Annotated in this window: 25 protein-coding genes and 1 pseudogene; 12 read left to right on the top strand and 14 right to left on the bottom strand. The window is 73.7% G+C overall.

Translation table 11 applies throughout. The annotated features are described in order from the left end of the window. Window positions 1-15: 15 nt before the first annotated feature. Entirely contained in the window at window positions 16-744 is a 729-nt protein-coding gene (locus GA0070613_RS25080; RefSeq protein WP_089014527.1) for an SDR family oxidoreductase, read from the bottom strand. Between the two features lie 78 nt (window positions 745-822). On the opposite strand from GA0070613_RS25080, the gene GA0070613_RS25085 reads away from it, so the two are divergent. The 3 genes from GA0070613_RS25085 to GA0070613_RS25095 all read left to right on the top strand — a co-directional run bounded on the left by GA0070613_RS25085 (window position 823) and on the right by GA0070613_RS25095 (window position 2911). Beyond that, complete coding sequence (locus GA0070613_RS25085) at window positions 823-1653, top strand: patatin-like phospholipase family protein (protein WP_089014528.1); 831 nt, start codon at window positions 823-825, stop codon at window positions 1651-1653. Window positions 1654-1698: 45 nt separating this feature from the next. Then, a complete protein-coding gene (locus GA0070613_RS25090; protein WP_089014529.1) occupies window positions 1699-2157 on the top strand; it encodes a peroxiredoxin in 459 nt (152 codons plus the stop codon). A 67-nt stretch (window positions 2158-2224) separates the two neighbouring features. Further along, entirely contained in the window at window positions 2225-2911 is a 687-nt protein-coding gene (locus GA0070613_RS25095) for a hypothetical protein (RefSeq protein ID WP_089014530.1), read from the top strand. Between the two features lie 210 nt (window positions 2912-3121). Here the strand turns inward: GA0070613_RS25095 and GA0070613_RS33735 are convergent. The 4 genes and pseudogenes from GA0070613_RS33735 to GA0070613_RS25110 all read right to left on the bottom strand — a co-directional run. Then, a pseudogene (locus tag GA0070613_RS33735) lies at window positions 3122-3373 on the bottom strand (sterol carrier protein domain-containing protein); the annotation flags it as partial. Between the two features lie 392 nt (window positions 3374-3765). Beyond that, window positions 3766-4167, bottom strand: a complete 402-nt coding sequence (locus GA0070613_RS33740) for a GNAT family N-acetyltransferase (RefSeq protein WP_231929456.1) — start codon at window positions 4165-4167, stop codon at window positions 3766-3768. 152 nt (window positions 4168-4319) lie between these two features. Continuing rightward, window positions 4320-5318, bottom strand: a complete 999-nt coding sequence (cydB, locus tag GA0070613_RS25105) for a cytochrome d ubiquinol oxidase subunit II (protein WP_089014531.1) — start codon at window positions 5316-5318, stop codon at window positions 4320-4322. Window positions 5319-5333: 15 nt separating this feature from the next. Next, a complete protein-coding gene (locus GA0070613_RS25110; protein ID WP_197698982.1) occupies window positions 5334-6746 on the bottom strand; it encodes a cytochrome ubiquinol oxidase subunit I in 1413 nt (470 codons plus the stop codon). Window positions 6747-6923: 177 nt separating this feature from the next. On the opposite strand from GA0070613_RS25110, the gene GA0070613_RS25115 reads away from it, so the two are divergent. Both GA0070613_RS25115 and GA0070613_RS25120 read left to right on the top strand, forming a co-directional pair. After that, on the top strand, window positions 6924-7700 hold the full coding sequence (locus GA0070613_RS25115; RefSeq protein WP_089014533.1) for a lysophospholipid acyltransferase family protein: 777 nt from the start codon (window positions 6924-6926) through the stop codon (window positions 7698-7700). Between the two features lie 72 nt (window positions 7701-7772). Further along, window positions 7773-8615, top strand: a complete 843-nt coding sequence (locus GA0070613_RS25120; RefSeq protein WP_089014534.1) for an SDR family NAD(P)-dependent oxidoreductase — start codon at window positions 7773-7775, stop codon at window positions 8613-8615. On the opposite strand, the gene GA0070613_RS25125 is transcribed toward GA0070613_RS25120, so the two are convergent. Together GA0070613_RS25125 and GA0070613_RS25130 are read right to left on the bottom strand one after the other, a co-directional pair. Beyond that, window positions 8616-8993: a DUF4180 domain-containing protein gene (locus tag GA0070613_RS25125; RefSeq protein WP_089014535.1), complete on the bottom strand. Its 378-nt coding sequence runs from the start codon at window positions 8991-8993 to the stop codon at window positions 8616-8618. After that, on the bottom strand, window positions 8986-9441 hold the full coding sequence (locus GA0070613_RS25130; protein ID WP_231929457.1) for a helix-turn-helix domain-containing protein: 456 nt from the start codon (window positions 9439-9441) through the stop codon (window positions 8986-8988). The genes GA0070613_RS25125 and GA0070613_RS25130 overlap by 8 nt, the downstream gene beginning before the upstream one ends. A gap of 126 nt (window positions 9442-9567) precedes the next feature. Between GA0070613_RS25130 and GA0070613_RS25135 the strand changes: the two genes are divergently transcribed. From GA0070613_RS25135 to GA0070613_RS25145, 3 genes are read left to right on the top strand one after another with little or no spacing between them, the layout of a single operon-like run. Continuing rightward, window positions 9568-10335, top strand: a complete 768-nt coding sequence (locus GA0070613_RS25135) for a glycerophosphodiester phosphodiesterase (protein ID WP_089014537.1) — start codon at window positions 9568-9570, stop codon at window positions 10333-10335. Window positions 10336-10354: 19 nt separating this feature from the next. Next, the gene (locus GA0070613_RS25140; protein WP_089014538.1) at window positions 10355-11746 is read left to right on the top strand and encodes an MFS transporter; all 1392 of its coding nucleotides are present in this window, start codon (window positions 10355-10357) and stop codon (window positions 11744-11746) included. Between the two features lie 54 nt (window positions 11747-11800). After that, window positions 11801-12520, top strand: a complete 720-nt coding sequence (locus GA0070613_RS25145; protein WP_089014539.1) for a thymidine kinase — start codon at window positions 11801-11803, stop codon at window positions 12518-12520. A 4-nt stretch (window positions 12521-12524) separates the two neighbouring features. Here the strand turns inward: GA0070613_RS25145 and GA0070613_RS25150 are convergent, their stop codons facing one another. Further along, window positions 12525-12983, bottom strand: coding sequence for an Rv0361 family membrane protein (locus GA0070613_RS25150; RefSeq protein ID WP_089016182.1), 459 nt, complete (start codon window positions 12981-12983; stop codon window positions 12525-12527). Window positions 12984-13136: 153 nt separating this feature from the next. On the opposite strand from GA0070613_RS25150, the gene GA0070613_RS25155 reads away from it, so the two are divergent. Then, the gene (locus GA0070613_RS25155) at window positions 13137-13508 is read left to right on the top strand and encodes a VOC family protein (protein WP_089014540.1); all 372 of its coding nucleotides are present in this window, start codon (window positions 13137-13139) and stop codon (window positions 13506-13508) included. A gap of 53 nt (window positions 13509-13561) precedes the next feature. Here GA0070613_RS25155 and GA0070613_RS25160 read toward each other — a convergent pair whose 3' ends face one another. Next, the gene (locus GA0070613_RS25160) at window positions 13562-14389 is read right to left on the bottom strand and encodes an SDR family oxidoreductase (RefSeq protein ID WP_089014541.1); all 828 of its coding nucleotides are present in this window, start codon (window positions 14387-14389) and stop codon (window positions 13562-13564) included. 95 nt (window positions 14390-14484) lie between these two features. On the opposite strand from GA0070613_RS25160, the gene GA0070613_RS25165 reads away from it, so the two are divergent. Further along, the gene (locus GA0070613_RS25165) at window positions 14485-14892 is read left to right on the top strand and encodes a winged helix-turn-helix transcriptional regulator (protein ID WP_231929458.1); all 408 of its coding nucleotides are present in this window, start codon (window positions 14485-14487) and stop codon (window positions 14890-14892) included. Here GA0070613_RS25165 and GA0070613_RS25170 read toward each other — a convergent pair. From GA0070613_RS25170 to GA0070613_RS25180, 3 genes are all read right to left on the bottom strand, one after another. After that, window positions 14853-15434, bottom strand: coding sequence for an LLM class flavin-dependent oxidoreductase (locus GA0070613_RS25170; protein WP_089014542.1), 582 nt, complete (start codon window positions 15432-15434; stop codon window positions 14853-14855). The two genes, GA0070613_RS25165 and GA0070613_RS25170, sit on opposite strands and share 40 nt — an antisense overlap. A 125-nt stretch (window positions 15435-15559) precedes the next feature. Further along, window positions 15560-15820 (bottom strand): hypothetical protein, encoded by a 261-nt coding sequence (locus tag GA0070613_RS25175; RefSeq protein WP_089014543.1) that lies wholly within the window; start codon window positions 15818-15820, stop codon window positions 15560-15562. A gap of 120 nt (window positions 15821-15940) precedes the next feature. Continuing rightward, a complete protein-coding gene (locus GA0070613_RS25180) occupies window positions 15941-16939 on the bottom strand; it encodes a tyrosine-type recombinase/integrase (protein ID WP_089014544.1) in 999 nt (332 codons plus the stop codon). A gap of 282 nt (window positions 16940-17221) precedes the next feature. Between GA0070613_RS25180 and GA0070613_RS25185 the strand changes: the two genes are divergently transcribed. Beyond that, the gene (locus tag GA0070613_RS25185) at window positions 17222-18220 is read left to right on the top strand and encodes a helix-turn-helix transcriptional regulator (protein WP_089014545.1); all 999 of its coding nucleotides are present in this window, start codon (window positions 17222-17224) and stop codon (window positions 18218-18220) included. Window positions 18221-18599: 379 nt separating this feature from the next. On the opposite strand, the gene GA0070613_RS25195 is transcribed toward GA0070613_RS25185, so the two are convergent. Continuing rightward, complete coding sequence (locus GA0070613_RS25195; protein WP_197698983.1) at window positions 18600-19091, bottom strand: MarR family winged helix-turn-helix transcriptional regulator; 492 nt, start codon at window positions 19089-19091, stop codon at window positions 18600-18602. A gap of 69 nt (window positions 19092-19160) precedes the next feature. Between GA0070613_RS25195 and GA0070613_RS25200 the strand changes: the two genes are divergently transcribed. After that, window positions 19161-20396: an MFS transporter gene (locus tag GA0070613_RS25200; RefSeq protein WP_089016184.1), complete on the top strand. Its 1236-nt coding sequence runs from the start codon at window positions 19161-19163 to the stop codon at window positions 20394-20396. 4 nt (window positions 20397-20400) lie between these two features. Here GA0070613_RS25200 and GA0070613_RS25205 read toward each other — a convergent pair whose 3' ends face one another. Then, entirely contained in the window at window positions 20401-20790 is a 390-nt protein-coding gene (locus tag GA0070613_RS25205) for a cupin domain-containing protein (protein WP_089014547.1), read from the bottom strand. Window positions 20791-20795 lie beyond the last annotated feature (5 nt).

Below are 20795 nucleotides of genomic sequence, written 5' to 3' on the forward strand. Positions count from 1 at the left end.
CCCGGGCCGTCGTCGTCACAGGCCGCCGGCGACGCGGAGCACGGCGCCGGTGGTGTAGGAGGCATCGGGGCCGAGGAGCCAGGCGATGGCGGCGGCGACCTCGTCGGGTTCGCCGGCGCGGCCCAGCGGGATGCGTCCGGCCGCGCTGTCCGCCCGGTCGGGTACGCCGGACAGCGCATGGATGTCGGTGCGGATGATGCCGGGGGCGACGGCGTTGACGCGGATGCCGTGCGGGGCGAGTTCCTTGGCCAGGCCGAGGGTGAGGGTGTCGGTGGCGGCCTTGACGGCGGCGTAGTGGACGTATTCGCCGGGGCTGCCGAGGGTGGCGGCGGCGGAGGAGACGTTGACGATGGCGCCGCCGTGGGTCATCCGGCGGGCGGCCTGTTGGGCGCAGAGGACGTACCCGATGAGGTTGACGTCGACGACCTGGCGCAGGTCGTCGGGGCGCAGCTCGGTGAACGGGCCGATCGGGCTGGTGATGCCGGCGTTGTTGACCATGCCGGTGACGGGTCCGAGGTCGGCGGCGGTGTCGAAGAGGCGCTGCACCTGGTCGGGGTCGGTCGTGTCGGCGGGGACGGCGAGGCCGCGGCGGCCGGTGGCGTGGATGTCGTCGAGGACTGCCTTCGCGGCGGTGTGGTCGCGGCGGTAGCCGATGGCGATGTGGTGGCCGGCCGCGGCGAGGCGGCGCGCGGTGGCGGCGCCGATGCCGCGGCTACCGCCGGTGACGATGGTGACGGAGGTCAATGCCCGCTCCCCTGCCCTGGTGGTGCGGGTGACGTTACCGTGACCGGCACGGTCCGGTGGTGGAGAGGACGATCACACATGACGCGGGCGTTGGTGCTGGGTGGTGGCGGGGTGACCGGGGTGGCCTGGGAGCTGGGGCTGCTGGCCGGGTTGGCGGAGCGGGGCGTGGAGCTGGCCGGGGCGGACCTGGTGGTGGGCACGTCCGCAGGGTCGGTGGTGGGGGCGCAGGTGTGTTCCGGGGTGCCGGTGGAGCAGTTGTACGCGGCGCAGTTGCGCCCGGCCACCGGCGAGCTGGCCGCTCGGTTCGGGGTGGGTGCGGTGGCCCGGCTGCTGTGGGCGGGTGGGCGTACCCGGGACGAGGTGCGGTCGCGGGCCCGGATCGGGGCGATGGCCCTCGCCGCACGGACGGCGTCGGAGGCGTCGCGGCGGGCGGTGATCGAGGGGCGCCTGCCGTCGCGGGAGTGGCCGGCGCGGCGGCTGCTGGTGACGGCGGTGGACGCGGGCTCGGGTGAGTTCGTGGTGTTCGACGCGGCCAGCGGGGTGTCGCTGGTGGACGCGGTGGGGGCCAGCTGCGCGGTGCCGGGGGTGTGGCCGCCGGTGACGATCGGCGATCGCCGGTACGTCGACGGTGGGATGCGCTCGGCGGTGAACGCGGACCTGGCCGAGGGTGCGGAGGCGGTGGTGGTGGTGGCGCCGGTGTCGTCGGCGTTCGGGCCGATGCCACGGCTGTCGGCGCAGGTGGCGGCGCTGCGGCGCTCGGCGCGGGTGACGGTGGTGGCGCCGGACGCGGCGGCCCGGCGGGCGATCGGGCGCAACGTGCTGGATCCGGCGCGGCGGGCGGGTGCGGCGCGGGCGGGCCGGGCGCAGGCGGCGGCGGTGTCCGACGAGGTGGCCCGGGTCTGGGGCTGATCGCTTACGCTCAGCGCGCTCGGGGTCGATCAGCGGAGGTGCGCGGTGGGTGTGGGTGTCGGTGACCTGGTGGCGGATTTCGCGCTGCCGGACGAGACGGGGACAGTTCGGCGGCTGTCGGAGTTCCTGACGGCGGGGCCGGTGGTGTTGTTCTTCTACCCGGCGGCGATGACGCGCGGGTGCACCGCGGAAAGCTGCCATTTCCGGGACCTGGCGGCGGAGTTCGCGGCGGTGGGCGCCCAGCGGGTGGGGATCAGCCGGGATGCGGTCGAGAAGCAGGCGGAGTTCTCCCGGCGGCACGGGTTCGACTATCCGCTGCTGTCGGATGTCGACGGCGCGGTGGCGGACGCCTTCGGGGTGCGGCGGCGGCTGCCGCTGGGGGCGTTGAGCACGCGGCGGATGACGTTCGTGATCGGTCAGGACCGCCGGGTGCTGGCGGTGGTGCACAGCGAGTTGAGCATGAACGAGCACGCCGACGCGGCGCTGCGCGCGCTGGGGGCCTGATCTTCGCCGTGTCGCAGCCGGCTGGTATCAAGGCTGCAATCAAACATGTGTACGGAAGAGGGCTGTGATGGCGGGCCAGGGTTTGTCCACTGATGAGGTGCAAGGCATCCGGGAGGCGTTGGCCGCGGGCCGGAAGCCGAAGGTGGTGTTCACGACGGCGGCGGGTCAGGTGGCGGGTCAGCTCGGCCAGGTGGTGGAGCTGACTGATCCGGCGGCGTCGGACGAGTTCGTGGTGGTGCGGTTCGGCCGGGACGAGTTGCCCTTCTCCCCCGCCGACGTGGCGGTCGCGCCGCGGGGAGCGGGGCGCAAGGCGCCGGCGGAGCCGAAGCCGGAGGTCGAGGAGCCGGCCACGCCGGCGGAGCCGGAGTTCGTGTTGGACACGCCGCGGGTGCCGGCGCCGCGTCGGGAGGAGCCGAAGGTGGAGCAGCAGGTGGAGGCGAAGGCGCCGGCGCGTCGGCCGGTGAAGGCGGCGAAGCCGAAGGGCCCGGCGGGGCTGACGGTGACGTTGGCGTACGCCGAGGGTGAGTGGACGGTGGCGGCGCAGCAGGGCGCGAAGGCCCTCGCGAAGCCGTACGTGGTGAAGCCGGCGGAGGCGCTGCGGATGGTGGCGCTGGTGGACGTGCCGGGGGTGCAGGAGGCGGTGGAGCAGATCCTCGCCGCGGAGCGGGCGGAGGCGGAGCAGCAGGCGGAGAAGCTGCGCGCCGAGCTGGCGGAGATCGAGGCGCGGCTGGCGGAGCTGCGCGACGCCCGCTGACGGAGGCCCGGTGCGGCGGCCCGTCGGGGCCGCCGCACGGGCCGCCGGTGGGGTCAGCCGTCGGTCTGTCGCGGCTGTCGGTGGCCGAGCACGCGGGCTGGCCGAGGATCCGCTCTTCCACCGGGCCCGCTGCGGCTCAGAAGTAGTCGTGCAGGTGGGCTGCTCCCCGGCGGCGAGCAGGTTCAGCGGGCGGGGGTCCGCGCCGACGGCGAGGTGGAGCAGGCCTGCCTCGGCGACGGCCGGCGCGTCGGTGGCGCCGCAGTAGAGCAGGGCGAAGCCGCGGACGGTCAGCCGCAGGTCGGCGTCGGTGGCGACCCGGGTGAGCCGGGCATCCCCGTCGGCGACCTCGAGGCGCCAGGTGCCGGTGTTCCAGTCGGCGAGGTCGTCGTCGACGCTGCCGCGCAGGTGCGCGGGCCAGCCGCGGTCGGCGACGGCGCGGGCCACGTCGACGGGCCGGTGCATCCACAGGTCCCGTTCGTGTTCCCGGGCGGCCTCCAGCGGCAGGTGGGCGCCGACGGCGTCGCCGGGCAGCGGGCAGATCCGCAGGGTGGGGGTGACGCTCTGCCAGCTGGCGAGCGTGCCGATGAGCGCGCGGGCGGCGTCGCCGGTGCTGGCGGCGATGTCTTCGACGGTGAGGACGGCGTCGTGGCGGTAGCCGCGGCCGCGGTTCCAGCCGGCGTAGCCGACCAGGTCGCCGTCGTGTTCGACGAGGGTGAGGCCGTCGTACGGCAGGTTGCCGGCGGGTGGGGTGAACAGCTCGCCCCGGCGGGTGAGCAGGCCGCGGCGGTGGCGGGCCACCCGCTCGTAGAGGGCGGTCACGGCGGGCAGGTCGGCGGCCTGGCCGGCGCGCAGCGTCAGGTGTGGTGCGGGCCGGTGCCGGGGCAGCCGCAGGCCCGGTAGGGGGCGGTGACCGTGGGGAACAGGGCGCTTACCGCAGCGCCGCGCTCGTGGGCGCCCCGGAGCAGCCCGCCGAGCAGGGCTCGGGCGACGCCCCGGCCGCGCGCCTCGGGAGCGACGGCGACCCCGCCGACGCCGGCGGCGCGCACCGTACGGTCGTCCCACCACTGGTCGTGGTGCAGGTCCGCGGCCTTGCCGACGAGCAGGCCGCGCTCGTCGAAGGCGCCGTAGCGGGTCAGGCCGGGCACGGGTGCGGTGGCGTGCGGCGCCGGCTGCGGTTCGGAGCCGAAGGCGAGCCGGCCGAGCTGCCAGGCGTCGGCCAGTTCGTCGGGGGTGAGTTCGCGGACGGTGACGGTCACCGGCCCACCGTAGCGGCGGAGATCTTGGCGGTGCACGGGGTTTCCGCGGTGGTCGAGCGGCGGGCGGGAGCCGGGCCGGTGGTGGCCGGGACGCGCCGCGGGGCCGGTGCGACCCCCTCGCACCGGCCCCGCGTCCCGCGTCCGCAGCCTCGTCAGTGTTGCGGAATGTGCACTACCCCGATCCGCTTGCGGAACACCCAGTACGTCCACCCCTGGTAGGCCAGCACGATCGGGGTGAACACCACCGCCACCCAGGTCATGACCTTCAGGGTGTAGGGGGTGGAGGAGGCGTTCGTCGCGGTGAGCGTCCCGGCGGCGTCCAGGGTCGACGGCATGACGTTCGGGAACAGCGCCGCGAACAGGGTCGCCACCGCCAGGGCGATCGCCACCGCGGTGCCGGTGAACGCCCAGCCCTCCCGGCGTACCCTCGCTGCGGCGAGACCACCGACCAGGGCGAGGGCGGCGCCGACGGCGAGCACGACGGCGGCCGTGCTGGAGCGGATGGTCAGCGTCCAGGCCAGGAACGCCACCGCGACCACGGCGGCGCCGACGCCGAGCTTCACGGCCAGGGCGCCGGCCCGCTCGCGGATCTCGCCGGTGGTCTTCAGGGCGATGAACACCGCGCCGTGAGTGAGGAACAGGGCCAGGGTGGTCAGGCCGCCGAGCAGGGCGTACGGGTTGAGCAGGTCGAGCAGGCCGCCGACGTACTCGTGGTCGGCGTCCAGCGGCACCCCGCGCAGGATGTTGGCGAAGGCGACGCCCCACAGGACCGCCGGCAGCAGCGAGCCGAAGAAGATCGCCCGATCCCAGCGGCGCTTCCAGGAGGCCTCGGGACGCTTGTGCCGGTACTCGAAGGCGACGCCGCGGGCGATCAGTGCCAGCAGGATCAGCAGCAGCGGCAGGTAGAAGCCGGAGAAGAGGGTGGCGTACCACTCGGGGAAGGCGGCGAACATTGCCCCGCCGGCGGTGATCAGCCAGACCTCGTTGCCGTCCCAGACCGGGCCGATGGTGTTGATCAGGACGCGGCGTTCCCGGTCGTCGCGGCCCAGCACCGGCAGCAGCATGCCGACGCCGAAGTCGAAGCCTTCGAGGATGAAGTAGCCGGTGAACAGCACGGCGACGAGGAGAAACCAGACGGTCGTCAGTTCCACGATGGGCTCCGGGGATCAGTAGGCGAAGGCGAGCGGGCGCTCGGCGTCGTCGGTGTCGTCGGGCTCGGGGGCCGGGGTGAGATCGGGGACGCCGGCCTTTGCGTAGCGGACCAGCAGCTTGAACTCGATGACGGCGAGGGTGGCGTAGATCAGGGTGAAGGCGGTGAACGAGGTGAGCACCTCGGTCAGCGAGACGCTGCGGGACACGCCGTTGCGGGTGAGCATCTCGCCGAAGACGATCCACGGTTGGCGGCCCATCTCGGTGAAGATCCAGCCGAAGGAGTTGGCCAGCAGCGGCAGCACGGGCATCACCAGGCCGGCGCGCAGCAGCCACTTGCTGGTGGGGGTGCGGCCCTTGCGCTGGCTCCAGAGCACCAGCAGGGCGATCGTGGCGGCGGCCATCCCGAAGGCGATCATGAAGCGGAAGCTCCAGTAGGTGACCGGGATGATCGGGGTGTAGCTGCCGGCGCCGTACTGGCTGGCGTACTGGGCCTGCAGGTCGTTGATGCCCTGCACGGTGCCGTGCGGGTCGCCGGTGCCCAGGAACGACAGCAGGTACGGGATCTTGAGGGCGAAGACCTCGCGGCTGCCGTCGAGGCTGCCGACGGTGAGCACGGAGAACGAGGCGGGGCTCTCGGTGGTGTAGAGGCCCTCGGCGGCGGCCATCTTCATCGGCTGCACGTCGGTCATGACCTTGCCCTGGAGGTCGCCGGTGAACAGCACCAGCGCCGAGGCGACCAGCACCACCCAGGAGCCGAACTTGGTGGCGAAGCGGTAGGCGGCGGTGTCGGCGCTGTCGCGGTTGCGGATGACGTGGAACAGGCCGACGGCGACGATCAGCGACCCGGCGACCAGGAACGACCCGGACAGGGTGTGCGGGAAGGTGATCAGGGCGACCTTGTTGGTGAGCACGGCGACGAAGTCGGTCAGCTCGGCCCGACCGGTGGTCGGGTTGACCCGGTAGCCGACCGGGTTCTGCATGAACGAGTTCGCGGCGAGGATGAAGTACGCGCTGAGGTTGGTGCCGATCGCGGCGGCCCAGATGGTGGCCAGGTGCGCCCGCTTGGGCAGCCGGTCCCAGCCGAAGATCCACAGGCCGATGAAGGTGGATTCGAGGAAGAACGCGACCAGGGCCTCGATCGCGAGGGGGGCGCCGAAGATGTCGCCGACGAAGCGGGAGTAGTCGCTCCAGTTCATGCCGAACTGGAACTCCTGCACGATGCCGGTGACCACGCCCATCGCGAAGTTGATCAGGAAGAGCTTGCCGTAGAACTTGGTGAGCTTGAGGTACCGCTCGTTGCCGGTGCGGTGCCACATGGTCTGCAGGATGGCCACCAGGACCGACAGCCCGATGGTCAACGGCACGAAGAGAAAGTGGTAGACGGTGGTGACACCGAACTGCCAGCGGGCGACGTCCAACGCGTCCACCTGAAACCCCCAGCTGTGCATACTACGAGACGTAGTAAATACTACCGGGCGTCGTAGAGAAATCGGCAGGGGCGGTGGTCCCGACCCCATCCGGGACCAATGACCCTGATCACCTCTGCCACCCGGCCCGGGACCGGGTCCCCCGCTCACCCCGGCGCGTGCGACCATCCAGCACTGATGAACAGCACCCCGACCGGGTGGCGACCGCCGCTGCTCTGGCGCGCCGCCCAACTGCTCGCCCGCGCCGTCGTCGGCGCGCTCGGCCACCTCGAGGTCACCGGCGACGTGCCGGCCGAGCTGCGCCGAGGGCCGCTGATCCTGGCCGCCAACCACATCAGCCCGTTCGACCCGGTGGTCCTCGCCGCCGCCTGCCGCGCCCGGGGCGTCGCTCCGCGGATCATGGCCACCGCGGGGTTGTTCCGCACCCCCGTCATCGGGTCGCTGATGCGCCGGGCCGGACACATCCGCGTCGACCGCGGCACCACCTCGGTCCACCAGGCCCTGGACACCGCCGCGTCGGCCGTCGCCGGCGGCTCGGTGATCCTGCTCTACCCCGAGGGACGGATCGGGCTGGACCCCGGCATGTGGCCCGAGCGCGGCAAGACCGGCGCCGCCCGGCTCGCCCTCGCCAGCCGCGCCCCCGTCATCCCGGTCGCCCAGTGGGGCTCCCACGAGGTGCTGCCGTACCGCGCGCCCAAGGGGATGCTGCGCGGCCTGGCCCGGGCGCTGGTACGCCGGCCGACGATCCGGGTGCACTTCGGCGCCCCGGTGGCGCTGCGCGACCTGGACCCCGGCGCCCCCGGGGCGGCCCGGCGGGCCACCGACCGGATCATCGACGCGATCACCCACGACCTGGCGCCGCTGCGCCCCGACGAGCCGGACCGCCCCCGGCACGTCGACCCCGGCCGCCCCAGCGAGACCACGCGGTCATACCGGCGGCGCCCGTCGGGCTGATTTGCCTTCGAGCGCACCCGAACGGTGAGACTCTTCGGGCCGGGGCACCGCGTCCCGCGGAGGAGGGCGGCCATGGGCGGACCGACTGTGCTGGTCACCGGCACGTCCACCGGCATCGGCCTGGAGATCGCCGTCGGAGCGGCCCGCGCCGGCTGGCGGGCCGTGGCCACCATGCGCGACGTGTCGCGCGCCGACGCGCTGCGCCGCGCCGCCGCTGCCGCCGGGGTCGCCGACCTGGTCGAGGTACGCCGGCTCGACGTGGTCGACGAGGCCTCGGTGGGCGCCTGCGTGGCCGACGTGATCGCCGACCACGGGCGCCTCGACGCGGTGGTCAACAACGCCGGGGCCGGGCACGTGGGCACCCTGGAGCAGGAGACCGTCGACGACGTACGGGCCGTCATGGAGGTCAACTTCTTCGGCGTCCTGCACGTCAGCCGGGCCGCGCTGCCGCATCTGCGCGCCAGCCTGGGGCGGCTGGTCACGGTCACCAGCGTCGGCGGGGTGGTCGGGCAGCCGTTCAACGAGGCGTACTGCGCGGCGAAGTTCGCGGTCGAGGGCTTCATGGAGTCCCTCGCCCCGGTCGCCGCGACCGTCGGGGTCACCGTCACCGTGGTCGAGCCCGGCGCGGTGGCCAGCGAGTTCGTCGCCAACGCCGGCGTCGACCGGGACGCCGCCGTCGCGCAGGCCGGGGTGTACGCGCCGGCGCTGCGGGCGTACCTGGACCGCACCGCCGGCGCGTTCGCGGCCGCGCAGTCCCCGGCGGACGCCGCCGCGGCGGTGGTCGCGACCCTGACCGACCCGGAGCCGGCGCCGCGCGTGCAGACCTCGACCACCGCCCGCCAGTTCGTCGGGGCGAAACTCGCCGACCTCGACGGCCTCGCGGTCGCCACGATCACCGCCGGCTGGCTGGCCTGATCAACGGTGTGGCTGCGCTCCGGCCAGCCGGGCGTCGAGCGCGTCGAGGTCGGGGACGAACCACACGTGCTCGGCCCGGTTCGACTCGTGGACCAGGGCGCGCAGGGCCGCGCTGGCGGCGAGGTGCCGGGAGATGTCACCCACCACGGCCAGGCGCAGCCGGTAGTTGACGAACTTCTGCATGATCTCGCCGGCGAAGCGGGTGCCCAGGGAGAAGAAGTCGTCGCCGAGCCGGCTCGCGGGCACGGCCACCACCTCGGCGCCGAGGAACGCCGCGCTGATCAGGTCCAGCGCGTCGCGCTCGGTGGCCACCGGCGGGCCGGCCGGGTCGCACACCAGCACCGGCACGCCCATCCGCTGCTGCACCACGTCAGGCATCGTCGGCCTCCCCGGCGAGCAGGCCGTTGCCGCCGTCGAGGACGGCGTCGAGCAGGTGCAGCACGTCGGCGGTGGCCGCGGCGCCACCCAGGATGACGATCTTCATGCGCTGGCGCTCCTCGTCGTGGACGGTCTGGACGCGCAGCGGTTGCGCGGGATCGTGGACGGTGTTCGCCCCGGCCAGGACGAGGGTGCCCAGCCGGTCGGCCGCGGCCCGGTCGACGCCGTCGACCTGCACGATGCTCGACACCTCCACCGCGGGGGCCGCGGCCGGCCGGGCCGACGCCGCCCGGCCGGTCAGCGCGTCGAGGTCGGCGCGGGCGATCCGGTACTGCTTGCCGATCCGCACCGCCTTCAGGCGGCCGGCGCGGATGTAGCCGCGCACGGTGCGCGGGTGCAGGCCGAGCCGGCCGGCGACCTGCTCGACCGAATACATATCTTCACTCATCGGGGCCCATGCTAGGCGGGATAGGTAACGATAGGGAAGCACGCCATCCAGAACGTGGCGGATCCGGCGTCTGGTGATCGCCGGCCGGTCACCCGTAGGCCACGGGGCGCGGGCATACTGCCGGGCGTGCAGCCCCGCTCCGGCTACCTCGACGCCCCCGCGCCGATCGCCTTCGCCCACCGTGGCGGCGCGGCCGACGGCGACGAGAACACCGCCGCCGCGTTCGCCCGCGCCATCGCCCTGGGCTACCGGTATGTCGAGACCGATGTGCACGCCACCGCCGACGGGGTGGCGGTGGTCTTCCACGACGCCACCCTGCGCCGGGTGACCGGCGAGCCGGGGCGCATCGCCGACCTGCGCTGGGCCGACCTGGCCTCGGTACGCGTCGGCGGCGCCGCCGTGGTGCCCCGCCTCGACGAGGTCCTCGCCGCCTGGCCGGAGGTCCGCTTCAACATTGACGTCAAGGCCGACGGCGGCGTCGAACCCACCGTCGCCACCGTCACCCGGACCGGCGCCGGCGAGCGGGTGCTGCTCGCCTCCTTCAGCGACGCCCGGCTGACCCGGCTGCGCGCCCTGGCCGGGCCGAAGGTCGCCACCAGCCTCGGCATGCGCGGGGTGGCCCGACTGCGGATGGCCTCCCTGCACGGGCGGTCGCTGCGGCTGCCGCCGTCCGTGGTCGCCGCCCAGGTCCCGGTCCGCTACGGACGCATCCCCGTGGTCGACCGACGGTTCCTGGCGTACTGCCACCGGATCGGGTTGCAGGTGCACGTCTGGACGATCGACGAACCTGCCGAGATGCACGACTTACTTGATCTCGGCGTGGATGGCATCATGACCGATCACGTCGGCGTGCTGCGCGACGTCTACCGCAGCCGCGGCCACTGGGCCGCCTGAACTCCTGGCGGAGGAACCGATGGCCGAGACGGTCAGTCCGATCCTGCACGAGCCACCGTCGAGCACCCGCCGCGAGCGGCGCGGCTGGTACCTCTACGACTGGGCCAACTCGGCCTTCCAGACGACCGTCATCACGGTCTTCCTCGGCCCGTTCCTGACCACGGTCACCGAACTGGCGGCCGGCTGCGAACTGGGCGCGGACAGCTGCGAGGGGTACGTGCACCCGCTCGGCATCCGGGTCGCCGCCGGCTCCTACTACCCGTACCTGATCTCGCTGTCGGTCTTCCTCACCGTCTTCGTGCTGCCGGTGATGGGCGCGATCGCCGACCGGTCGATGCACAAGAAGCGGCTGCTGGCCGCCGCCGCGTTCACCGGCGCCGGCGCCACCATCGCCTTCGCCTTCGTCACCGGCGAGCGCTACCTGCTCGGCGGGGCGCTGTTCCTGATCGCGAACATCTCCTTCGGCGCGGCCGTGGTGGTCTACAACTCGTTCCTGCCGCAGCTCGGCGGCCCCGACGAGCGTGACGGCATCTCCAGCCGCGGCTGGGCCATCGGCTACCTCGGCGGCGGTCTGCTGCTCGCGCTGAATCTGGTCGCGGTCACCGTGCTCAGCGAGGATGGCAACCCGCAGCGCACGCTCGACCTGGCCCGCTGGTCGATCGTGTCCGCGGGCGTGTGGTGGGCGGCGTTCACCCTGCTGCCGCTGCGTTGGCTGCGCGAACACCCCGCCGCCGCCGCGGCAGCCCGGGTCGGCGGCGGCAACGTGCTCACCGACGGGTTCCGGCAGCTCGGCCACACCCTGCGGAATATCAAGGCGTACCCGCTGACGCTGTTCTTCCTGCTCGCCTTCCTGGTCTACAACGACGGCATCCAGACCGTCATCACCCTGGCCAGCCAGTACGGCACCAAGGAGCTGCGGCTGGAGCAGAGCACCCTGATCGTGACGATCCTGCTGGTGCAGTTCCTCGCCTTCGGCGGTGCGCTGGCGCTCGGCGCGCTCGCCGGGCGCATCGGCGCGTGGAAGACCGTGCTGATCAGCCTGGTGCTCTGGACCGGTGTGATCATCGCCGCGTTCCGGCTGCCCGCCGAGGCGCCACTGCCGTTCATGGTCCTCGGCGGGGCGATCGGCCTGGTCCTCGGCGGCAGCCAGGCACTGAGCCGGTCGCTGTTCAGCCAGCTCATCCCCGCCGGCAAGGAGGGCGAGTACTACGGCTTCTACGAGATCAGCGACAAGGGCACCAGCTGGCTCGGGCCGCTCGCCTTCGGCCTGGTGTTCCAGCTCACCGCCTCCTACCGGGTGGGCCTGGTCTCACTGCTGATCTTCTTCGTGGTCGGGTTCGCGCTGCTGGCCGCCGTGCCGATCCGGCGGGCCATCGTCGCCGCGGGCAACACCCCGCCCCGGGTGCTGTAGCCCCGGACGCCACGGGCCGGATCCGGGCCGATCGATGGACTAGGCTGCCCCGACGTGACCGACGACGCCGCTGCCGCCCCGATCTGCCTGGCCCGGCCCCTCCCGGGACCGGATGACACCCGCGCCGGCGGCTGCGCCGCCGCCCGCGGCGTCAACGGGCGTCCACTGCACGCCGCCGCGCTGAAGTTCTTCTGGGGCCCGATGGACTGCGGCAAGTCCACCATGGCCCTGCAGATGAACTACAACCACGCCCGCCAGGGCCGCCGCGGCCTGGTCACCACCCGCATCGACCGCTCGCTCGGCCCGCAGGTCACCACCCGCATCGGCCTGGCCCACTCCGCCATCGAGGTCACCGACGCCCTCGACCTGCGCGACCTGGTCCGCGACGCCTGGGCCGAGGGGGTACGCGTGGACTACCTCATCTGCGACGAAGCCTCCTTCTACGACCTGGCGCACGTCGAGCAGATGGCCGACCTGGTCGACAACTTCGACGTCGACGTGTATGCCTTCGGCCTGGCCACCGACTTCCGCTCCTGCCTGTTCCCGGCCGCGCAGCGGCTGTTCGAGCTCGCCGACGAGGTGGCCCGCATCCAGGTCGAGGTGCTCTGCTGGTGCGGCCGGGAAGGGCTGCTCAACGCCCGGGTGGTCGACGGGCGGGTGGTCCGCGAAGGCGAGCAGGTCGTCATCGGCGACACCATGGACAGCGCCGACGTGCGCTACCAGGTGCTCTGCCGTCGCCACTACCGCTCCGGCGACCTCGGCCCGCGCGGCTGAGGCGTCAGAACGGGTCCCCGCAGACCCGCCACTTTCCGTTCTCCTGGATCACGGGGAGTTCGCGCTCCTCGCTGGCCCCGCCGTCGCGGGTCACCCGCACGGTCACCGTGGCGCGCGGCCGGCCGCGCAGGGTGGAGATCGACACGTCGGTGATCTCGTAGCCGGTGACCTGCGGCGGGGTCCGCAACCAGCTGCCGAAGCCGATCGCGCTCCACCTCTTGCGGGTGTCTGAGCACAACCACTCGTACGCCTGGTCGGTGTCCCCGGCGGACACGTCCCGGAAGAACCCGTCGGCGGTGTCCCGCACCGGCCCGTTGGCCTGCATCAACACCTGCACGTTCCAGACGGCGAGACCGGCCACCCCGATCAGGCACAGGCCCAACCCGAAGCCGCCCAGCAGCAGGCCGGTGCGCACCGGCCGGCGCCGCCGGGCCGGCCTGCTCCACGCCCGCTCACCGCCCATCAGCATCGACCGTAAGCGCCCGATACGTCCCCGCGCAGGCACATCGCCCCCTGCCGCGTTGGCGGCGGCATCGTCTGCAGCTCGAGGTGCTCCGCTGAAACCGCCTGCCGTACCTGCCATAAGGTGTCAGGTACGGCAGCGAGACTGGCCGGCATGACAGTGACCGCCGACCTCGCCATGGTCAACCTCGACAGCTCCGACCCGGTCGCCCACGCCGGGTTCTACTCCCGCGTGCTGGGCTGGGAGATCACCCACAGCCAGGCCGAGTACGCCATGATCAGCAAAGAGGGGATCTCCGTCGGGTTCGGGCTGGTGCCCGGCTACACGCCGCCCGCCTGGCCCGACGAGACCGCCGGCAAGCGCTACCACCTCGACCTCTACGTCGACGACCTCACCGTCGCGGAGAAGGAGTTCGTGGCGGCCGGCGCGGCGAAGCCGGAGTTCCAGCCCGGCGGCGAGCGCTGGGTGGTGCTGATCGACCCGATCGGCCAGCCATTCTGCATCTGCCCCCGCCGGCAGGACTGAGTCCCGCTCGCCGGGCGGTCGTGAGCCGCCCGGCGAGCCGGTGAGTCGGCCCGTCAGCGGAAGGCGTCGATGCTGCCCAGCGCCCACTCGGCGAACGGGCGCGGCGGGCTGCCGAGGACCCGCTCGACGTCGGGGCGCACCCGCTGCTCGGCCGGCGAGGGTGTGCCCAGGATGCCGAGGGTGGCCGCCACGACGGGCTCGGGCATGAAGCGCAGCAGCTGCGCCCGGGCCTGGGCGGCGCTCTGCTCGACGAAGCGCACCGGCTCGCCCAGCGCCCGCCCGATCGCCGCCGCCTGCTGCCGCGGCGAGATCGGCTCCGGCCCGGTCAGCTCGTACGTCGCACCGGCATGGCCGGGCTCCCGCAGCGCGACGGCGGCGACCGCCGCGATGTCGGCCGGGTCGACGGTCGGCAACGCGACGTCGCCGAACGGCGCCGCGACCAGCCGATGCTCCCGTACCGTCCCGGCCCACTGCAAGGCGTTGGAGTGGAAGCCGCCGGGGCGCAGCACCGTCCAGTCCAGACCGGACCCCGTCACGGCCTCCTCCAGCTGTGCCGGATGCCGCCCGGTCGCGACGCCCTGCGAGGACAGGAAGACCACCCGCCGTACGCCGGCGTCCCGCGCGGCGTCGAGGATGCCGCTCGGGTCGGCATCGCCGGCCAGCAGGTCACCGGTCAGCAGCAGGAACAGCGCCTCCGCGCCGTCGAGCGCCACCTTCAGGCCTGCCGGGTCGGACAGGTCGGCCACCACCGGACGCACCCGCGATGGTACGTCCGCCGCCGACACCTGCCGGGACACGGCCGTCACCTGCTCGCCGGCCGCCGCCAGCGCCCGCACCAGCGGCCGCCCCACGTTCCCCGTCGCTCCCGTCACCACGATCATGGCAATTCCTCCCAGTTCGTTTGTGGACTGAGAGGACGCTACCTTCCTGTGTATAGTAGGTACCTAGAGGAAAGTAATGGCCCGAGGGAGTGATTGTGACCGACACCACCGCCCCGGCGTCCCGAGTGGACGTCGACCCGGAGCAGGCCTGCCCGATCGCCCCGGTGGTCGACATCGTGTTCAGCCGCTGGACCACGCCGATCCTCTGGGCGCTGCACGAGTACGGCCGGCAGCGGTTCGTCGAGCTGGAACGCCGCCTCGTCACCATCACCCCGAAGGTGCTCACCCAACGGCTGCGGCAACTGGAACGCGACGGCCTCGTCGTGCGCACCTACCACCCCGAGGTTCCGCCCCGGGTGGAATACGAGATCAGCGACCTGGGGCGCAGCCTCGCGCCGCTGTTCGCCACCCTCGCGGAGTGGTCCTCCGCCAACCTCGACAAGGTCGACCGGGCTCGGCTGGCCTACGACGCCCGGGAGCGGCCCGGCAGCCGGCGAGCCTGACCGGTCAGCGCAGCGGTCCGCGGGTCACCGGCCTTGATGAACTCCAGCCACCAGGTGGCGCCGGCCGCCGCCAACTCCGCCACGTACGCCCGCTCGGCGCGCTCGTCGGGGCGGCGCCGCCGGCCGCCGACGGCTACGTCGAACGGCTGACCGTCGGCGCGGGTCGCCGGCAGCGCGGCCACCAGGTCGTGCACCTCCTCGGGGGTGAAGTCGGACCAGCCGTCGGTATCGGTGAGTTTGTACGGCACGATGCCGTCGGCGCGGGCGGCGCGGCGCAGCACCGCCTCCGCCTGGGTGCTGCCGCCCACCCACACCGGCACCCGGGGCGTCTGCACCGGCGCCGGGCGAAGGGCCACTCCGTCGGCCCGGTAGTGGACGCCCCGATGCTGCACCCGGTCGCCGCCGAGCAGCCCGACCAGCACGTCAAGTCCCTCGAAGAACACCCCGTCCCAGCCGGCGCGCTCGGCCAGCTCCCCCAACTCGACCAGGAGGGACGCGGTCATGGACGGGCCACCGCAGGAGATCTCCAGTCCGTGTCGCATCGCCCGACCGTACGACCGCCGTACGACGCTTGAGCCGGAACATCACCTGACGTGACTGCTGTTCCTCGCCGACGGCTGACGACCAGCCCTTCGAGTCGAGGCCGGTCAGCTGACACCGATGCCGCTCACGTTTCCACCTCCTCTGCTTGCGGGGAGCCGGTCGTCGTCACCCGGTAGGAGCGGATGTGACGGGCCGGCCAGCCGAGGAACCGGTCGAACATGTCGGCGGCGCTTCCCGTCATGCCGGGGTTGAGCCTGTGCAGCTCGCCGATGGCGTCGTGCAGACACCCGGCCAGGTAGAGGAACAGGCTGACCGGGCTGCCTTCGTACTCGGCCAAGAGCGCCAGCTTCGCCCGTCCGCAGGGCGACGCTTTCCGCTCCCGCAGCGGGGACCTCCCGGACGGCCTCGATCGACGTCCCGGGCGCTGGCGCGGGCGGACGGCCGACTCTTACGAGCGGCCTACCGGCCGGCTCGCCTCACTCCGTCACCGGTGCGTGCCGGAGCCTCAACCTAGCCGGCGGGCCCGGGCCGCCCAGAGGACGTACGCCGGGTCGCGGTCGAGGTTGTGCCGGTCCCGGTCGTACCGGCGGGTGGTGCGGGGGTCGGCGTGACCCATGGCGTCCTGGACGTCCTCCAGCGGCACCCCCTCCGCGCGGGCAGTGGTGGCGAACGCGTGCCGCAGCGAATGCGGCGACAGCTTCGCCCAGGCCGGTATCCCCGCCGTCTGGGCGAGCCGGCGCACCAGCCGGAACACCGAGTGCCGGTCGAGCCGGGCGCCGGTCGCGGTGACCAGCAGCGGACCGGTCAGCTCGGGCACCGTCACCCCCTGCGCGGTGGCCCGCGCGGCCAGGTAGGCGTCCACCGCGTACGCGGTGCCGGGGGTCAGCGCGCGGCGGCGGACCTTGCCGCCCTTGCCCACGAAGCGCACGCTGCGGTGACCCCGCTCGGCGCCCAGGTCGGTCAGGTCGAGCGAGATCAGCTCGCCGACCCGCAGCCCCAGGTCGGCCAGGAGGGCGATGGTGGCGCGGTTGCGGGCGGCGGTCGGGCCGGTGTCCGTCTCGGCGGCCGCGAGCAGGGCGTCGACCTCCTCGGGCGTGAGGCCGACCGTGGCGGAGTGGTCCCGGTCGATCCGCGGACGGTCCGCCCCCGAGACCGGGTTGGCGTCCACGGCGCGCAGCTTGACCAGGAAGTCGTACCAGCTGGACAGGGCGGACAGCCGGCGCGCCACGGTGGCCGGGGTGAGCGGCTGGCCACTGCGGGCGCCGAGCGTCGACTCCAGCTCCCGGCCGTAGTCGTTGACGTCGAGGAAGCTCGCCCGCAGCGGGTCGAGACCCCGGCCGGCGCACCAGACCAGCCAGCCGGCGATGTCCCGCCGGTACGCGTCCCGGGTGTGCTCCGACAACCGACGGTTGCGCAGCCAGGCCTCGGTGAAGTCAGTCGGCCCGCCCGTCAGGGCGGGCCGGGCCGACGGGCGGGGCAGCACCGGGACGTCGGGACGCAGCATGTGAGAAAGGCTCTCAGCCTTCACGGCGAATGGCGACGAGGCGCGCCCGACGGGAACCCGACATACGTCACACCGCCTTCTCCGTCAGCCGACCGTCGGCGACCCGTCACCGCCGGTCAAAGCCCACCGCCCCGGCGAGATACGCGTCATGGCGGACCATGATCACCGTGCCCCGGAACTCGCGCAACGCCGCCTCCACCACCTCCAGGGTGACCCGGTGACCCGGCGAACGATGTCCCTCCCGGCGACGGCGCCGCTCGGGGCCGGCGTTACGGTCGCCCGGTGCGTGCCAGCCGGCTGGTCTCCCTGCTGCTGCTCCTGCAGACCCGGGGGCGGATGACCGCCCAGGAGCTCGCCGACGCCCTGGAGGTGTCGGTGCGGACCGTCTACCGCGACGTCGAGTCGCTCGGCGCCGCCGGGGTGCCGGTGTACGCCGACCGTGGTCCGGCCGGCGGGTACCGGCTGCTGGACGGGTACCGCACCCGGTTGACCGGGTTGACCGCGCCGGAAGCCGAGGCGCTCTTCCTGGCCGGCATGCCCGGCCCGGCGGCCGACCTCGGCCTCGGCCCGGTGCTCGCGGCGGCGGAGCTGAAGCTGCTCGCCGCGCTCCCCGACGAACTGGCCGACCGGGGCGGCCGGGCCCGGCAGCGGTTCCACCTGGACGCGCCCGGTTGGTTCCGGGACCCGGAGCCCACCCCGCACCTGACCGCGCTGGCCCGCGCGGTGTGGGAGGACCGGCTGGTCGAGGTCCGCTATCGCCGGTGGAAGACACCGCGGGAGGTGACCCGGCTGCTCGCCCCGCTGGGCGTGGTGCTCAAGGCCGGCCGCTGGTATCTGGTGGCCCGTTCCGGCGAGCAGGTGCGCACCTACCGGGTCGGCGCGATCCTCGACCTGGTGGTGCTGGACGAGCGGTTCGACCGGCCGGCCGACTTCGACCTGGCCGGCTTCTGGCAGGAGTGGACCGACCGGTACGAGCGCGGCGTCTACCGCGACGAGGCCCGGGTGCGGGTGACGGTGGCCGCGCTGGAGTTCATGGCGTACGTCTTCCCGCCGGCGATGAGCCGGGCGGCCCGGGCCGCGGCCGGTGAGCCCGACGGGTCCGGCTGGTTGGAGACGACCGTGCCGATCGAGTCGGTCAAGCACGGGCACGTGGAGCTGCTCAAGCTGGGCGCCGAGGTGGAGGTGCTCGCCCCGGCGGAGCTGCGGGAGCGGTTCACCGCCACCGCGCACGCGCTCGCCGGGCTGTATCCGCGGCCCGCCGACCCGGTGTTCAGGCGTTGATCTGCCTGCGGTCGTTGCCGTTCGCCGGCGCGGTGATGCTGATCCGTCGCGGCTGGTCCGGGTCCACGCCGGGCAGGTCGAAGGCGGCGTAGGACCAGTCGCCGTCGCGGTAGGCGTCGAGGTGCCTGACCGCCGGCCGGGCGGTGCTGCCGAAGAACCGCTCGGCGAGCCGCGCCGGCGTACGGCGGTGGCGACGTCCCGGGCGGACAGCCCGGTGCGAGCGGCGACGCCGGGGACGTCACCGTCGCCGAGGGTGATCGCGGCGAACACCAGTCGGCGTCGGTCGTCGGCGAGTGCTCCTGCCAGGGCGTGTGTGCTCATGCCGGCCAGCCTGGCAGCGGGACCGCCGTCGCGGCGAGGCGTTTTCCCGGGCCGCCGCTCAGCCGGCGGGTCCCTCGGCGACCAGGACGACGCGGCGCAGCAGGTCCGACAGCAGGCGGCGCTCGTCCGGCGCCAGGGCGCCCAGCAGGCGGTGCTCCTCGCCGCCCACCACGTCCATCGCGCGCAGCCAGGCGGCCCGGCCGGCGTCGGTCAGCTCCACGTCGACCCGGCGCCGGTCGACGGTGGAGGGGATCCGGCGGACGAAGTCCCGCCGCAGCAGCCCGTCCACCCGGGCGGTGATCGAGGCCGGGGCCATGCCGAGGTCGCCGGCGATCTCCGACGGCGCGCCCCGACCGCCTCGCCCGGCCAGGGCGTGCAGGGTGTCGAACTCGTGCGTCTGCAGGTCCAGGTCCGCCATCGCCTGTTCCTTGACCGCGCGCAGGTGCCGGGTGAGGAACTGCATCCGGGTGACCGCGCCCTCGACGTCCGGGTCCAGGTCGGGCAGCACGGGCAGCCAGCGCTGCACGTGCAGATCTACGCGGTCGGTCACGGGTACCAGCCTACGTCGGCGCCGAAATATTCGTTGACGAAATATTCGACGCCGAACTACCTTGTCGTGGTGACCCATCCGCTCCGGCTCCGCTCCTTCCGGCTGCTCTTCCTCGGCCGCACCGTCTCCGCCGTCGGCGACGCCGTGGTGCCCACCGCGCTGGCCCTCGCCGTGCTCCGCGCCACCGGCTCCACCGCCGCGCTGGCCCTCGTCCTCGGCTGCGCGATGCTCCCCCGGCTGCTCCTGCTGCCCCTCGGCGGCGTGGTGGCCGACCGGTTCGACGCCCGCCGCGTCGCAATCGGCACCGACCTGGCGCGCTGCGTCGCCCAACTGGTCGTCGGCGCCGAACTGCTCGGCGGCACCCCGTCGCTCACCCACATCGCGGTGGCCGCCGCGCTCGGCGGCGTGGCCTCCGCGTTCGCCATGCCCACCGCCTCACCGCTGGTCGCCGGCACCGTCGAGCCCGCCGCCCGGCAGCGCGCCAACGCGCTGATGGGCGTCACCGCCAACGCCAGCCGGCTGCTCGGCCCCGCCCTGGCCGGGCTGCTGATCTGGACCGCCGGCCCCGGCTGGGCGTTCGTCCTCGACGCGCTGTCGTTCGCCCTCAGCGCGCTGCTGCTGTCGGTCATCCGGGTCCGCCACGTCCCCGTGCCCCGCCGGTCCATCCGGACCGACCTGGCGCTCGGCTGGCGGGAGGTCCGCTCCCGCGACTGGTTCTGGAGCAGCCTGCTCGCCCACGGCGTCTGGAACGGCGCCGCCGCGGTGCTGCTCACCCTCGGGCCGCTGGTCGCAGTGGACCGCCTGGGCGGGGAGGGCGTCTGGGTGCTGTTGCAGCAGGGCGGCGCCGTCGGCATGCTCGCCGGGTCGCTGCTGGCCGCCCGGGCCCGACCCCGCCGGCCGGTGCTGGTGGCCAACCTCGGCCTCGCCACGTACGCGGCGCCGCTGCTCCTGCTCGCCGTCGCCGCGCCCGCCGGCGCGGTCATCGCCGCCTACTGCCTCGCGCTGACCGCGCTGGGCTTCCTCAACCCGGTCTGGGAGACCGTGGTGCAGGGCCAGTTCCCGCCGCAGGTGCTCGCCCGGGTCACCTCGTACGACTGGCTGGTGTCGCTGGGCGCCATGCCGCTCGGCTACGCCCTCGCCCCGCTGGCGTCCCGGGCCTGGGGCCCGCCGGTGCCCCTCGCCGTCGCCGGGGCGCTGGTCGCCCTCGCCTGCGCCGGCACCGCCGCCGTCCCCGCGGTACGCCGGCTGGGCTGGCCGGTCAGCGCCCCGCCGGCTCCCGCCGAGCAGGTCCCGGCGGGGCGCTGAGAAGTCAGAGGGCGTGCCCGGTGGTGGCGTCCACGTGGTCGGGGACGGTCTCGTGCCGGTCCCCGACACTGGACGTGCCGGACGGCTCGAACATCAGGATCGACGCGCCCTCGGCGCTGGACGGCCGGTGCTCGACCCCGCGCGGCACCACGAACACCGCGCCGCGCGGCAGCACCACCTCCCGCTCGTCCGCTCCGTCGCGCAGCGCGATGCGCAGCTCCCCGTCGAGCACCAGGAAGAACTCGTCGGTGTGGTCGTGGGTGTGCCAGACGTGGTCACCGGCCACCTTGACGAGCCGGACGTCGTAGTCGTTGACCCTCGTGACGATGCGTGGGCTCCACAGCTGGTCGAAGCCCGCGAGGGCGGCGGTCAGCTCGATCGGCTCATCTCTCATGCCGT

Origin of the sequence: Micromonospora inositola (assembly GCF_900090285.1) — a bacterium.
GTDB lineage: Bacteria > Actinomycetota > Actinomycetes > Mycobacteriales > Micromonosporaceae > Micromonospora > Micromonospora inositola.

What these genes read in the sequence shown, in the direction of transcription:
- GA0070613_RS25085 (WP_089014528.1), top strand. Translation starts at nt 823, where the DNA reads ATGACGCGGGCGTTGGTGCTGGGTGGTGGCGGGGTGACCGGGGTGGCC.
- GA0070613_RS25095 (WP_089014530.1), top strand. Translation starts at nt 2,225, where the DNA reads ATGGCGGGCCAGGGTTTGTCCACTGATGAGGTGCAAGGCATCCGGGAG.
- GA0070613_RS25115 (WP_089014533.1), top strand. Translation starts at nt 6,924, where the DNA reads ATGAACAGCACCCCGACCGGGTGGCGACCGCCGCTGCTCTGGCGCGCC.
- GA0070613_RS25120 (WP_089014534.1), top strand. Translation starts at nt 7,773, where the DNA reads ATGGGCGGACCGACTGTGCTGGTCACCGGCACGTCCACCGGCATCGGC.
- GA0070613_RS25125 (WP_089014535.1), bottom strand. Translation starts at nt 8,993, where the DNA reads ATGCCTGACGTGGTGCAGCAGCGGATGGGCGTGCCGGTGCTGGTGTGC.
- GA0070613_RS25130 (WP_231929457.1), bottom strand. Translation starts at nt 9,441, where the DNA reads ATGAGTGAAGATATGTATTCGGTCGAGCAGGTCGCCGGCCGGCTCGGC.
- GA0070613_RS25140 (WP_089014538.1), top strand. Translation starts at nt 10,355, where the DNA reads ATGGCCGAGACGGTCAGTCCGATCCTGCACGAGCCACCGTCGAGCACC.
- GA0070613_RS25150 (WP_089016182.1), bottom strand. Translation starts at nt 12,983, where the DNA reads ATGGGCGGTGAGCGGGCGTGGAGCAGGCCGGCCCGGCGGCGCCGGCCG.
- GA0070613_RS25155 (WP_089014540.1), top strand. Translation starts at nt 13,137, where the DNA reads ATGACAGTGACCGCCGACCTCGCCATGGTCAACCTCGACAGCTCCGAC.
- GA0070613_RS25160 (WP_089014541.1), bottom strand. Translation starts at nt 14,389, where the DNA reads ATGATCGTGGTGACGGGAGCGACGGGGAACGTGGGGCGGCCGCTGGTG.
- GA0070613_RS25170 (WP_089014542.1), bottom strand. Translation starts at nt 15,434, where the DNA reads ATGCGACACGGACTGGAGATCTCCTGCGGTGGCCCGTCCATGACCGCG.
- GA0070613_RS25180 (WP_089014544.1), bottom strand. Translation starts at nt 16,939, where the DNA reads ATGCTGCGTCCCGACGTCCCGGTGCTGCCCCGCCCGTCGGCCCGGCCC.
- GA0070613_RS25205 (WP_089014547.1), bottom strand. Translation starts at nt 20,790, where the DNA reads ATGAGAGATGAGCCGATCGAGCTGACCGCCGCCCTCGCGGGCTTCGAC.